The sequence below is a fragment of the Sorangium sp. So ce1504 genome (assembly GCF_051521635.1).
In the GTDB taxonomy this organism is placed as follows: domain Bacteria; phylum Myxococcota_A; class Polyangia; order Polyangiales; family Polyangiaceae; genus Sorangium; species Sorangium cellulosum_B.
This window is the reverse complement of the sequence record NZ_CP150365.1, coordinates 9,062,349-9,074,848: the sequence shown is the minus strand read 5'-3', so window position 1 is coordinate 9,074,848 and position 12,500 is coordinate 9,062,349. Positions and strand designations below refer to the sequence as shown.

Below are 12,500 nucleotides of genomic sequence, written 5' to 3'. Positions count from 1 at the left end.
GGCGTGCACATGCGTCTGGCGGATTCATGTGGGAAAGGCCGGCGCGCGGACCCGGCCTCTCGGGATATGCCCACGCTTGCGCCGTGGTGAAGGCGGCTTCAGGTACCGCCGCAGCGGTCGTTCATCGGCGCACCAGCACGGCGCACGAGCGCGACGCGCGAGGAGGGGCAACATGGCTCTTGATCTCCTGAGAGAGCGGGGGACACCGCTCGACCGCCAGTCGTTCAACTGGCGTGATCTCGTCCAGGTGCCGTTCAGCAAGCTCGACGACGACGCGTTCACCCGGGTGCGCGTCATCCTGATGAACGGCATCGAGCTCGAGAGCGTGCGGTTCCTGCACAGCTTCGCGCGCATGAACCGGGATCTGCGGCGCGTGCTCGCCCAGGTGCGCCGCGTCGATCACCACCAGGCCACGGTGGTGAACTGGCTCAACCCGCCGGATCAGTCGCCGCTGGAGACCACCATCGGATACGAGCAGGTCGCGATCGAGATCACCGCGCACGCGGCGCTCGCCGAGCCGGACCCGTACCTCGCGCAGGTCTATCGCTTCGGCATGCTCGAGGACTACGATCACCTGTATCGCTACGCGGCGCTCCTGGACCGCCTGGAAGGCAAGGACGCGAACAACATCCTGCAATCGTACACCGACGTGACGGCGGGGCGTCCGACCGCGGTGGAGCACCGCGCCCCCGAGGACGACGTGCGCGCGCCTTACGACCGGCGGATCGCGAGCGCGATCACGAAGCTCAACGCGCTCACCATCATGGCGGCCGAGCAGCAGACGCACAACTACTACGTCAACGTCGGGCCGTTCTTCACGGATCCTGTGGCGCGGCTGCTCTACGCCGAGATCGCCTCGATCGAGGAGCAGCACGTCACGCAATACGAGGCGATCATCGACCCCGAGGAGACCTGGCTCGAGAAGTGGGTCCTCCACGAGGCCAACGAGGTCTACAACTACTGGAGCTGCCTCCAGCAGGAGCAGAACGCCCGCGTGAAGCGGATCTGGGAGCGGTTCCTCGACTACGAGCTCGGGCAGCTCCACGTGGCCATCGACCACTTCAACCGGATCGAGCGGCGCGACGCGGCCGAGATCCTCCCCGCCTCGCTCCCGGACCCGGTCTCCCACAAGAGCCACCGCCAGTTCGTGCGCGACGTGCTGTCCACGGAGGTGCAGCTCCGCGCCGTGGGCGAGGACATCGTCGATCCGAGGGTCGTCCCGGAGAGCGCCGCGACGATCGCCTACCGGCAGCAGATGAACTCCGCCGGCTCCCCGTCCGAGATCGTGGCCGCGGGCTACCGGTACACGCCGGGCACCGAGCTCTCGCGGCGCGCCGAGAAGATCGACGGACAGAAGGAGGCGACGCCATGAAACAGATCAAGATGGGGACCAACACCACGGGCATCGCGACCTCTCCCATCGACAGCAAGGAGCTCATCGAGTTTGCGCAGGCGATCCCGCCGAGCTCCCCCGGGAGCGAGGCCGAGGCCGCGGCGGTCAGGAGCGAGTACGCGAGGGAGTCGGGCACGGTCGGGAGCGTGCCGCCGCCGGCGAGCCTCAAGGGGGTCGTCAAGGCAGCCGGAGAGCTCATCCAGGGCAGGCCCCCCGCGCTCCTCATCGACAAGCTCGGCGAGCGCCTCCAGTTCGAGCGCTCGGGCACGCGCCTCTACGAGGCGCTGATCGCCAAGCACGACGCGGAGGGGACCTTCGAGGGAGGCCCGACGCGCGCCGACCTCGAGGCGATCCGCGACGACGAGCTCCGGCACTTCGCGCTGCTGAAGCGCGCGATCGAGCGGCTCGGGGCCGATCCGACCGCGATGACGCCCGGCGCCGACGTCATCGGCCTTTCGTCGTCCGGCGTCCTCGCGGTCGCCGTCGAGCCGAGGATCAACCTCGGGCAGAGCCTGCAGGCGTTGCTCGTCGCCGAGCTCACGGACAACGACAGCTGGCGGATGCTCATCGACCTGGCGATCGCCTACGGCCAGGACGACATGGCCGCCGAGTTCCGCGTGGCCGAGCAGCACGAGGCGATCCATCTCGAGCGCGTGCGAGCGTGGCTGTCGAGCAAGCTCGCGCTCGACGCGCGCGGCGAGCCCACCAGCACGACACCGCAGCAAGCCGCCTGACGCGGAGCCGGCACACTCCCGCGGATCAGGCGATCCGGGCTGGGCGGATCGCGGGCGCTTCGGTGCGGCCCCGTAGACCGGCCTCCGGGATCTCGGTTATGACGCTCGGCGCGCGGGCCCGGCGCATGCGGGGTGCCGCCAGCGGCTCCGCGCCCCGGGTGAACCCATGGACTTACCCCAGAAGCTCCGATCGCTGTTCCTGCTGCCCTTGATCGCGCCGCTCGCCTGCGGCGGCGCTCCGGCGTCCGCGCCGCCGCCTCCCCGACAGGCCGCCGCGCCGGCCCCGGCAGCGCCGGCAGCCCCGGCGGTCGCGGCCCCGGCGGCCGCAGCCCCGGCCGCGCCGACGAAGGCCGGGCCGCGCGCCGACGCGACGCTCATGCCGCGGCGCATGCTCTTCGGCAACCCGGATCGCATGTCCCCCCAGATCAGCCCGGACGGCAAGCGGCTCGGATTCCTCGCCCCCTCCGAGGGCGTGCTCAACGTGTGGGTCGGCCCGGCCCAGGCGCCGGCGTCGGCCAAGCCGGTCACGAAGGAGCAGAGCCGCGGGGTGCGCACCTTCCTGTTCCCCTACGCGAGCGACTACGTCCTTTATCGCCAGGACAAGGCCGGCGACGAGAACTGGCACATCTACGCCGTCGAGCTCAAGACCGGGCAGATCAAGGACCTCACCCCCTTCGACGGCATCGCCGCGATGTTCGAGGGGATGAGCCCCAAGATCCCGAACGAGATCCTGATCGGCATGAACGATCGGGACAAGAAGGTCCACGACCTCTACCGCGTCGACGTGCGCACCGGCGAGCGCAAGCTCGTGCGGCAGAACGAAGGGTTCGTGGGGTTCGTCACCGACCATGACTTCAAGGCGCGGCTCGCGTCGCGGATGACGCGCGACGGAGGCCAGGAGTACATCGATCTCACCGGCAAGGAGCCGAAGCCCTTCGTCGCGTTCGGGCCCGAGGACGCCGTGACGAGCGAGGCGATCGGCTTCGACGCGGCCGGCAAGACGCTCTATTTCCGGGACAGCCGCGGCCGCGACACCGCCGCGCTCGTCACCCTCGATCTGCGGAAGGCGAAGCCCGCCGTGCTCGCCGAGGACGCGAAGGCCGATGTCAGCGACGTGATCGTCCACCCGAAGACGGGCAAGGTCCAGGCGGCGGCCTCCGAGCGCGAGCGCAAGCGCTGGCAGGTGCTCGACAAGAGCATCCAGCCGGATCTCGACGCCCTCCGCGCGGTCGCCGACGGCGAGCTCGACGTGCTGAGCCGGTCGCTCGACGACAAACGCTGGACCGTCGGATACACCGTATCGGACGGCCCGGTCCGATACTACCTCTACGACCGTGACGCGAAGAAGGCGACGTTCCTCTTCACGAACCGCGCCGCGCTCGAGTCGCAGCCGCTCGTGAAGCTGCGGCCCGTCGTCATCAAGGCGCGCGACGGCCTCGAGCTCGTGAGCTACCTGTCGCTGCCGCGCGCCGCCGACCCCGACGGCGACGGCAAGCCGGACAGGCCGCTCTCGATGGTGCTCCTCGTCCACGGCGGCCCCTGGGCGCGCAGCTCCTTCCGCCTCGATCCGATGCACCAGTGGCTCGCGAACCGCGGCTACGCCGTGCTGAGCGTCAACTTCCGGGGCTCGACGGGCTTCGGGAAGAGGTTCGTCAACGCGGGCGACCTCGAGTGGGCGGGCAAGATGCACAACGACCTGCTCGACGCCGTGGAATGGTCCGTGGCGCAGGGCATCGCCGACAGGGCTCGCGTGGCGATCATGGGCGGCAGCTACGGCGGCTACGCGACGCTCGTCGGGCTGACCTTCACGCCGGAGACCTTCGCCTGCGGCGTCGACATCGTCGGCCCGTCGAACCTCGTGACCCTGCTCCAGTCCATCCCGCCCTACTGGGCGCCGATGCTCGAGCTCTTCGCGAAGCGGGTCGGCGACCCCCGCACCGAGGACGGCCGCGATCTCCTGCGCACGCGCTCGCCGCTCTACCGCGCCGACCAGATCAAGCGGCCCCTCCTCATCGGCCAGGGCGCCAACGACCCGCGCGTGAAGCAGGCCGAGAGCGATCAGATCGTCAAGGCGATGACGAGCAAGGGCATCCCGGTCACGTACGTGCTGTACCCCGACGAGGGCCACGGCTTCGCCCGCCCGGAGAACTCCATGTCGTTCAACGCGATCGCGGAGACGTTCCTCGCGCAGTGCCTCGGCGGCTCCTACGAGCCGGTCGGCGGCGACTTCAAGCGGTCGAGCGTCACCGTCCCCGTGGGCGCCGAGGTCGTCCACGGGCTCTCCGCGGCGCTCCCCCGGCCCTGAGCGCTCCGCTCCACCATCCACCACGGCGGGCAGGCGCGCCGGCGCGCCGCGGGAAGCCGCGCGGGTCATGCGTTGATGCGCGTTGGTGCGCCGTGGTCCGGGCGCCCCCAGCCCGCGGGCGTCCGGCGCCGCTACGTCCGCTGCGTCGACGCGGTCCGCGTGTGTCGCCGCGCCTCTGGCTCGCTCACCGGGGGCGCGCTCGTGAGGTCGTCGAGCGTCTCCAGCAGCTGCTCCAGGTCGAACGGCTTGTTGATGATCCTCGTCGCGTCCGGGTGGTTCGGATCGATGCAGAAGCCGGGATCGCTGAGCGCGGTCACGAGCACGACCGGCGCCGCTCTCCCCTCGGCCGCGAGCGTCTCGATGAGGCGCGGCCCGTCCAGGAACGGCATCACGCAGTCGATGACGATGGCGTCGGGCGGCGCCTGGGAGCGCAGCCGCTCCAGGGCTTCGAGGGGGTCGGTGTACCCCTCGACCTCGTACCCTTCCGCCAGCAGCACCTCCGCCAGCGTCTCGACGATCGCGTCGTCGTCGTCGACGACGACGATGCGCCGCTGCCTTCCTCGCTCTGAGTCTCCTTGGTCGTCTCGCTCGTCGCTCACGCTCACCTCGGTGGAGAACCCCGGTGTCACTTCTGGGACCGGCCGCTCTCGCCGTCGACCCTCGTCGACCACCTCTGTGCGAATTGTTTACAGGCTCTCCCGGTGCTCGCTCCAAGCGCCCCGGCCTCCGCCGCCTCTCCGGCTCTTCCGCGGAGATCCCGGCGTGGGGCTCAGCTCCCCGGCGGAGCCTGCTCGTGCGTCGGCGAGAGGTCCGGAGAGCTCCCCATCCTCGTGTGCAGCTGGACGGGCCGCTGGCGCACCCGGAGGCGCATGTTGATGAGCTCGACGCCGAGCGAGAAGGCCATCGCGAAGTAGATATACCCCTTGCTGATGTGCTGGCCCATGCCGTCGGCCATGAGCACCACGCCGATGAGGAGCAGGAAGCTCAGCGCGAGGATCTTCATGCTCGGGTGGCGCTGGATGAACGCGCCGATGCTCCCGGCGAAGACGAGCATCACGCCCACCGCGATGAACATGGCCACCATCATGATCGAGATGTGCTGCGCCATGCCGACGGCGGTGATGACCGAGTCGAGCGAAAAGACGATGTCGAGCAGCACGATCTGCGCGATGACGGAGGGGAACGACGCCTTCGCCTTCGGCTGCTCTTCCTTGGGATCGTCGACCTCGAGTTTATCGAACATCTCGTGGGTCGCCTTGCCAATCAAGAACACACCGCCCGCGAGCAGGATCAAATCACGCCCGCTGAAGTCGTGTCCGAGCAGGCTGAACAGGGTAGCCTTGAGTCCCATCACCCATGAGATCGCGAGCAGGAGGAGCAGCCGCATCCCGAGGGCGAGCACGAGGCCGATGCGGCGGGCGAGCGGCTGCTGCTCCAGCGGCAGCTTCGCCGTCATGATGGAGAGGAAGACGATGTTGTCGATTCCAAGCACGATCTCCAGCGCGCTGAGGGTCGCCAGCGTGATCCAGCCGTCGGCGTGCAGAAAGGCGCTCATGTCAGGCATCGGGGTGGCGCTTTGTAGCATGGACAGCCGTGACCGCCCGCCACGTCCGGACCATCGCCCCGCTCTCCGGTGGATCCTGGGCGATCTTGCTCCCGTGTTCAGGGCGCGGGGCGACGGCGATTACGACGGATGCGTGAACGCAAAGTACGTCAACGGCGTTGACGGCGTCGACGGCGTCGACGGCGGCGAGCCTGCACGGCGACACACGGCGGCGCGCGCGGCACGGGCGGCGCTTGACGCGGGATGTTGACATCCGGTACAGAGGATCTGGAAGTACGCGCAAGTGGATCTGCCTCCTTCCCGGCTTCCAGGTGAGCTCCTGCGGGGTGTTGGCGAGCTCGCCGAACAGCGCCGTGCTTCCTCGCCATGTTGGCGAAGCAGCCTCGTTGCCTGTTCCTCACCTGGAACGCGTGGCCTCACGACAGAGGGGGGGACCGCGTGACCGTGGTTCCGAAGGTCGGCTTCGGGCAGGACGCGCGCTGGGCCGCCGGCGGCAGCGCTGACGGGGGGCCTCTGGATCGGGCGCTCCTCGGGGGAGATCCGGCGGTCAGGGGGCCGGAGGCGTGCTGGCTGGACGGCGGCGCTGCCTGGCTGCGCATCGAGGGGCGCGACCTGAGCTACCCGATCGTCCTGCTCGGCTCGATGAGCGCCTGGATCGAGCCCGACTATCGGACCTCGTTCCCTTTCGGCAGCGTCGTCCGGGTGCGCCTGTACGCCGGCGACGTCGAGATCGGTCCGCTCTCCGCCGTGCTGGTGCTCCAGTCGATGGGCCTGCGGGGGCCGCTCATCGGGCTGTCGTTCGAGGACGGAACCCCCTCCCGCGCGGTGGGGCAGATCCGCGACGTGCTGCGCGCCCTCGTCGACGCGGGCACGGCCAAGGCGGCCGCGGCGAGCCTGTTCAGGCCCTCGGCCACGGACGCGGGGCAAGTGCGCGAGATCATCGACGACCCCAGGAGGGTGCGCAACATCCTCGGCTTCCTGCTGCGGAGGAAGGGCGTCGTCTGCCGCGCCGCCGAGAGCGCGCCGCCCCTCTGCGTGATGCTCGGCGAGGTGGGGGCCGGGACGGTCACGTGGTTCGGCATCAAGGGCTGGAGCGAGGACGCCGCGGTCGAGATCGCCGGGCAGAACTCCGTCTTTCGCTTCAACGTCCGCGCGGACGAGGTGCGCCCGGGCGAGCTCGTCTCCGCGCTGCCGGCGCGCGTGGAGCGCCTCCGCAAGAGCCTGCTGCAGCGGGGCGTCGAGGCCGATCTCACCGCGCGCTTCCTGCACCCCCAGTGGCTTCACATCCCGCCGATCGAGGCCGATGTGGTCGACGTGTCCTTCTCGGGCCTGCGGATGGCGCTGACGAGGGGACACCCGCCGCTGCTCCCCAGGCACAAGCTCTCGCTGGAGCTCCCCGACGGCGACGACGGCGTCGTCCACCTGCGGGGCGAGGTGCGGTCGGTGTCGGTCGTGGAGGGCGCGGACACCCAGCTCTGCAGCGTGCACGTGACCGCCGCGCGGCGCGAGGACGAGCGGCGCTGGCTCAGGCTCGTGTCCCGCATCCTGCACGCGACGACCTACGGGGGGACCGCGTGGCAGGCGGAGCTCTGGGATCTCTTCGACTCGTCCGGCTATTTCAACCTCTCCGGGCGGCGGCCGGAGCACTTCGAGGCCATCAAGCCGAGCTTCCTGACCATGGCGCAGAAGGCCGCGGCGGTGCCGCACCTCCTGTACAACGTGGCGTGTCTGTCCGAGCACGGGATCGAGGGCAATTTCTCGATCATGAAGCCATACCACAGCACGTGGATGATTCATCAGCTCGCGAAGCGGCCAAAGTCCGCGTCGAACCTGAGCTCCCGGCAGGTGCTCCGCGACATGTTCACTCGCTGCTTCGAGCACGCGATGGCCGACCCGGAGTGCCGCTGGATCATCGCCTACGCGGAGGCGCACGTCGCGTGGAACGAGCGATCGCTGTTCGAGTTCGCCCGCGCGCGCCACGAGACGGGCCACGTCCTGTCGCTGCCTTTCCGCCTGATGGGGGTGGACGCGCGCGCCGCGCCGCGCGCGCCGCGCGAAGCCGGCGGGCCGATCGAGATCGGCGAGCCGACCCCCGGGGAGCAGGCGGCGCTGCTCGGCCTGCTGTGCGCGACGTCGCCGCGCATGTACGCGGAGGCGCTCGATCTCGTGCCCGGCAGGCTCGGGATGGGGCCCTGCGTCGAGCGCTGGCGCAGCGCGGGCCTGGAGCGGGAGCGCGTGCTCCTCGTGGCGCGCCAGCACGGCGAGCCGCTGGCGGTCGCGGTCCTCGAGCTCGGCGAGCTCGGCACGAACCTCTTCCGCCTCCTCGACTCGGTCCGCATCTTCCCGATGCGCCCCGGCGGAGACGCCGCGCTCGGCCCGCTGCTCGACGCGGCGTGCGGCTGGTTCCGCAGCCACGACAGGAAGTCGTTCATCTACTTCGGTGAGCGCGGCAAGCTGACGTTCGATGGTCCTGCCGGCCTGCACGACCTCGGCGAAGGACGGCTGTGGATCGTCGCCAGGGAGCTCGTCCCGGAGTTCGTGGAGCATGTCTACCGGCTCACCGAGCCGAAGCCGCGATAACGGCCTGGATCAGCGGCGGCGCGACGCTATGGTCTCTCGGTCTCAGTCTCGCTCTCGGTTCTCCAGGTGAGGCGGCATGTACCAGCTCAAGATCGACCTCATCAACGCGCTCATCGAGGTCACGTTGCAAGGCGTCGTGCGCACGGAGGAGGCGCAGGCGTACGCGGCGGAGTACAAGAAGGCCCTCGGCTCGCTCTATGGCCGGAGGATCCGCGTCCTCGTGGACTTCCGTGGCTTTTCCATCGCCTCCGAGGAGGCGACGGAGCTCCTCCGCGACATCGCGGCGACCTCGACCGCGATGGGGGTGATCAGGGCCGCCGAGCTCGTGCAAAGCGATCTCGCGGCGCTGCAGGCGAGCCGGATCGCCCGTGAGGCGGGGACCGCGCAGCTCGTGCGGGTCTTCAAGGACGAGGGGGCCGCGCGCAGCTGGCTCCTCGGCGATCGCCCGACGCCGTGAGGGCCGGCTCTGCGCGGGCCGCCGCGGCGCGCCGCGCGGGCCGCCCGCGCCGCCCGCTCAGCGCACGACGAGCACGTCGTCGACGGGGCGGCGGAGGGAGCGCGCCGACACGGGGCCCGCGAGCGACAGGCGGAAGAGCAGGACCTCCGCGGTCGCGTCGTTGACGTCGAACAGCCGGAGATAGCGCTCCCGGAGCCCGGTCGCGGCCTCCGCGGTCTCCGCGTCGAGCCCCTCGCCGCGGCCCCGGATCAGCCGCGCGAACAGGTAAGGCAACGTCGTCATCGGGTAGACCGCGATGCCCAGCTGCGTCGCGGTCAGCCACGCGCGCTCGACCGCCCTGCCGCCCTGGAAATAGTCGGTGAGCCGGGCGCGCGGCAGGGTGATCAGCCCGACGGCCGTCGCGCAGCGGATCGCCTTCTGCGCCATCCTCTCGAGCCCCCGGCCGCCGCCCCAGCGCCGCACGAGCTCCAGGGCGCGGTAATCCCGGCAGATCTTGAACCCCGCGAGATCGGTCGGCGAGAGCTCGAGCGTGCCGACGAACAGCCCATCCCGGCGCGCCTCGGCCTCCGCCTCGGTCCAGCGGACCTCCCTCATCATGTCGGCGTGGGTCTGCCTCGCGAGCATCCGGAGCCGATCGCCGGCGCCGATGAGGGCGCCGATCTCGTCGAGCTCGGCCGGCGCCTCGAGCAGCCCGAGGCGCGCCCCGGGGATGGACTCGACCGCGGCGCGGAGCGCGGCGCGGTGCTCCTCCGCGAGCGGCGCCCGCTGGCCAGGGCGCCGGTTCGTGTGCCGGAGCCCGATGGCGCCCGCGAGGCCATCCATGGCGTGCTCCTCGGCGCCGGGGGTCGGCGCGCCGAAGAACGCGAACGTGGCGGCCAGGTCCTCGTCGCCCTCGCGCGGGAACGGCGAGACGCGCACGCTGAGCCCCTCGCGGTGCGCGGCGAGGACGACGTTCTCGGCGGCCGCGCCGAGCGCGACCACGCCGCCCGCGCCCTGGAAGTCGGCGAGCGACTCGGAGCGCGCGCGGTCGTGGAACAGCCCGAGGCGACGGTCCTCGTGGACCCAGAGCCAGGGCTGGCAGTTGCCGCCCGAGGGCGCCGCGACGCCCGCCGCGACGAGCCGCCGCAGCCGCGCCGGGTCGAGCGCGACGGCGCCGGCCTCGGCGGCCGGGAGCGGGCCCGCCGCCGCGGCGAGGGCAGGGCCCGGCGCGCGCGGCGCGTCCGCGGCGGCGGGCTCCCCCTCGGGGCCGCTGATGAGCTCCTCCAGGTCGACATAATACCGGCCCGACCGCACCGGCTCCCCGAGGGCGATCCGGCGCGCCGTGTCCGCGGCCGCCGCCCCGCCGTGGACGACCGCCGACCCGAGCTGAGGCCATGTGCTCACCGACTGCTGCACCTCGATGAGCGACGCGCGGAGCCGGAGCGAGATCGCCTCTTGGCCGATGATCTGCATGACATAAGGCACCTTGTCCTCGGTCGACAGGCCGCGGACGCGCTCGGGCGTGAGATCGCCGACGAGCCCATGGAGAATCGGCCGATCGCCCTCCCGATCGAAGCGCTCGACGTCGATGAGCCCCCGGTCGCTCGTCTCCATCACGACCGGTATGCGGTGGGCGCGCGCGCTCGCGCGGAGCAGGAGCTTGATATCGAGGCTGTCGCACTCGTCCACGAGGACATCGAGCTTGCCCCCGTCGAGCAGGAAGCGCTCGATATTGTCCTCCGTGACCCCCTCGGGGAAGCACGTCACGTGGAGGAACGGATCGAGCTCGGCTATCTCGCGCGCCGTGGCGACGACCTTCGGCAGGTCGAGGTTGTGCGCGCCGGTCCGGATCCGGTTCAGGTTCGAGAGATCGAGGTGGTCGAAGTCCGCGAGGCGCAGCTCGCCGGCGCCCCGCTCGAGCGCGATGGTCATCGCCACGGACTGCCCCACCGAGAGGCCGACGACGCCGATGCGCCGGCGGGCGAGCGCCGCCTGCTCCTCGCCGCTGATCTTGTGCTTGTTCCGGTCGGTCCGCAGCTCGACGAACTCGGCCTCATCGAGCAGGTGCACGAGGCGGTGCGACCACGGATAGTAGACCCAGACTCCATAGGCCTCGATGGGGGCGCCGTTCAGGTGCTCTCCCACGAGCCGCGCGACGTCCCGCTCACCGAGGCGCTCCCGGGGGTGGCGGGTCTTCACGAGATCGGCGAGCTGCCGGTCGATCGTGTCGAAGATCTCGATTCGGGCGTCGTCGTGGAGCAGGCGGCCGAGCTCCTCCGCGTCGTCCTCGCGCGCCGGGCGGAAGAAGCGGGGCCGCCACGCGCCGTTCGGGGCCTCTCGCGCCTCTCGCGAGGAGATGAGCTGCTGCCAGCGGGTCGTGTTCATCGCGGTGGTCCGGTCCCCCTCCTACCACCCCCGCGCCCCAGGCGTCGCCACGATCTCCCCGGCGGCCCCCGGGTCAGCGCGGCGCGCGGGACGGCCGGCCCTCGATCTCGAGTCTCATCTTCGTGACCTTGTGTTGCACCAGGGCCGCCTCAGGCCCGGTGATCTCCAGATAGCGCAGCGCGGCCACGACGTCGCTGCCCCGGAACGCCTTGACCCGCGGGTTGAACCAGCTGAGCGCAGTCCCGATCTGCCGGACGAGGAGCGCGTCCGTGCAGATCGCCACGGTGAGCGCGGTCTTGCTCACGTAGTCGTTGATGGATGCCCGCTGCTTCGCGTTGGGTCCCCCCCCGGCGGTCACCACGAGAGTCTTCGTGCAGGCGGGCGGGAGACTGCCCGCCGCCTGCATATACCCTTCCCATTCCTCGTCGCTCGGCGGTTCCCTGCCGTGGACGGCGATGAGCACGTGCTCCGTCGTGTCGAACAGCATGCTGGGTTTCGTCATCGTCTCACCGAGCGCGCACCGATCTTACGTCTGCGCACCGCCGAGCCGCCAGCGCGCACAGCCATCCCCTGGGATAGTCGTGCGCCTGGCCACCGGGCAAGGATCCGCGAGGTCCATGGGGTGCACCTAGGACGGTTCGATCGACGGAGCAACGACCACGAGCGACTTTCGATGCGGTGCTCCGGTGGACGGGCCGCGCCGCGCTTCGGCGCGACTCCTCCCTGGCCGCGCGCGACGCGTCGCGCGCGGCGCGACCGCGACCGCGACCGCGCCGGGCCGGCTCGACGTGGGGCATCGCGGCGGATGGAGTCGCTCGAGCGGCATGGTCCTCTCGTTCGCGTCGTTCGCGTCGTTCGCGCGGCCCACCCAGGGCATACCCGAGTTATTTCCAAAGTATTTCATGACGTGCTGCTGGGCAGTTGCACGGTGGGCCGCCAGCTGCTCTGTGGTCTATACTACGGGATGTGCGCTGGGGATCTTCCGCAGGCGGGTGCGGTGCGCGCCGCATCGCACCGAGGCTTGACGGATGGCCCCCACCGCATGTAGCGCTCGATCGGTGGGCTGTGATGCCCAGCAGCCAGGGGCGGCGCCCGGCGTGTTG

The 12,500-nt window shown here is 70.8% G+C and carries 9 protein-coding genes; 5 read left to right on the top strand and 4 right to left on the bottom strand.

Going from position 1 to position 12,500, the window contains the following annotated elements; all coding sequences use genetic code 11:
• Positions 1 to 172: 172 nt before the first annotated feature.
• From WMF39_RS34225 to WMF39_RS34215, 3 genes are all read left to right on the top strand, one after another.
• Positions 173 to 1,372 carry a hypothetical protein gene (locus tag WMF39_RS34225; protein ID WP_437740671.1) on the top strand — a complete coding sequence of 400 codons (1,200 nt, stop codon included), beginning with the start codon at positions 173 to 175 and terminating at the stop codon, positions 1,370 to 1,372.
• The gene (locus WMF39_RS34220) at positions 1,369 to 2,127 is read left to right on the top strand and encodes a ferritin-like domain-containing protein (protein WP_437740670.1); all 759 of its coding nucleotides are present in this window, start codon (positions 1,369 to 1,371) and stop codon (positions 2,125 to 2,127) included. The genes WMF39_RS34225 and WMF39_RS34220 overlap by 4 nt, the downstream gene beginning before the upstream one ends.
• A gap of 166 nt (positions 2,128 to 2,293) precedes the next feature.
• The gene (locus WMF39_RS34215) at positions 2,294 to 4,432 is read left to right on the top strand and encodes a S9 family peptidase (protein WP_437740669.1); all 2,139 of its coding nucleotides are present in this window, start codon (positions 2,294 to 2,296) and stop codon (positions 4,430 to 4,432) included.
• 131 nt (positions 4,433 to 4,563) lie between these two features.
• On the opposite strand, the gene WMF39_RS34210 is transcribed toward WMF39_RS34215, so the two are convergent.
• Positions 4,564 to 5,031 (bottom strand): response regulator, encoded by a 468-nt coding sequence (locus WMF39_RS34210; protein WP_437740668.1) that lies wholly within the window; start codon positions 5,029 to 5,031, stop codon positions 4,564 to 4,566.
• A 170-nt stretch (positions 5,032 to 5,201) separates the two neighbouring features.
• Positions 5,202 to 5,987 (bottom strand): TerC family protein, encoded by a 786-nt coding sequence (locus WMF39_RS34205; RefSeq protein ID WP_437740667.1) that lies wholly within the window; start codon positions 5,985 to 5,987, stop codon positions 5,202 to 5,204.
• A 447-nt stretch (positions 5,988 to 6,434) separates the two neighbouring features.
• Between WMF39_RS34205 and WMF39_RS34200 the strand changes: the two genes are divergently transcribed.
• Both WMF39_RS34200 and WMF39_RS34195 read left to right on the top strand, forming a co-directional pair.
• Positions 6,435 to 8,576 (top strand): hypothetical protein, encoded by a 2,142-nt coding sequence (locus WMF39_RS34200; protein ID WP_437740666.1) that lies wholly within the window; start codon positions 6,435 to 6,437, stop codon positions 8,574 to 8,576.
• Between the two features lie 76 nt (positions 8,577 to 8,652).
• Positions 8,653 to 9,033 (top strand): STAS/SEC14 domain-containing protein, encoded by a 381-nt coding sequence (locus tag WMF39_RS34195; protein ID WP_272095325.1) that lies wholly within the window; start codon positions 8,653 to 8,655, stop codon positions 9,031 to 9,033.
• 57 nt (positions 9,034 to 9,090) lie between these two features.
• Here WMF39_RS34195 and WMF39_RS34190 read toward each other — a convergent pair whose 3' ends face one another.
• Together WMF39_RS34190 and WMF39_RS34185 are read right to left on the bottom strand one after the other, a co-directional pair.
• The gene (locus WMF39_RS34190) at positions 9,091 to 11,397 is read right to left on the bottom strand and encodes an Rv1355c family protein (protein ID WP_437740665.1); all 2,307 of its coding nucleotides are present in this window, start codon (positions 11,395 to 11,397) and stop codon (positions 9,091 to 9,093) included.
• Between the two features lie 73 nt (positions 11,398 to 11,470).
• A complete protein-coding gene (locus WMF39_RS34185) occupies positions 11,471 to 11,899 on the bottom strand; it encodes a hypothetical protein (protein ID WP_437740664.1) in 429 nt (142 codons plus the stop codon).
• Positions 11,900 to 12,500 lie beyond the last annotated feature (601 nt).

Excerpts from the sequence above, each read along its gene's own strand:
- WMF39_RS34225 (WP_437740671.1), top strand. The coding sequence starts at position 173 with ATGGCTCTTGATCTCCTGAGAGAGCGGGGGACACCGCTCGACCGCCAG.
- WMF39_RS34220 (WP_437740670.1), top strand. The coding sequence starts at position 1,369 with ATGAAACAGATCAAGATGGGGACCAACACCACGGGCATCGCGACCTCT.
- WMF39_RS34190 (WP_437740665.1), bottom strand. The coding sequence starts at position 11,397 with ATGAACACGACCCGCTGGCAGCAGCTCATCTCCTCGCGAGAGGCGCGA.
- WMF39_RS34215 (WP_437740669.1), top strand. The coding sequence starts at position 2,294 with ATGGACTTACCCCAGAAGCTCCGATCGCTGTTCCTGCTGCCCTTGATC.
- WMF39_RS34185 (WP_437740664.1), bottom strand. The coding sequence starts at position 11,899 with ATGACGAAACCCAGCATGCTGTTCGACACGACGGAGCACGTGCTCATC.
- WMF39_RS34205 (WP_437740667.1), bottom strand. The coding sequence starts at position 5,987 with ATGAGCGCCTTTCTGCACGCCGACGGCTGGATCACGCTGGCGACCCTC.
- WMF39_RS34195 (WP_272095325.1), top strand. The coding sequence starts at position 8,653 with ATGTACCAGCTCAAGATCGACCTCATCAACGCGCTCATCGAGGTCACG.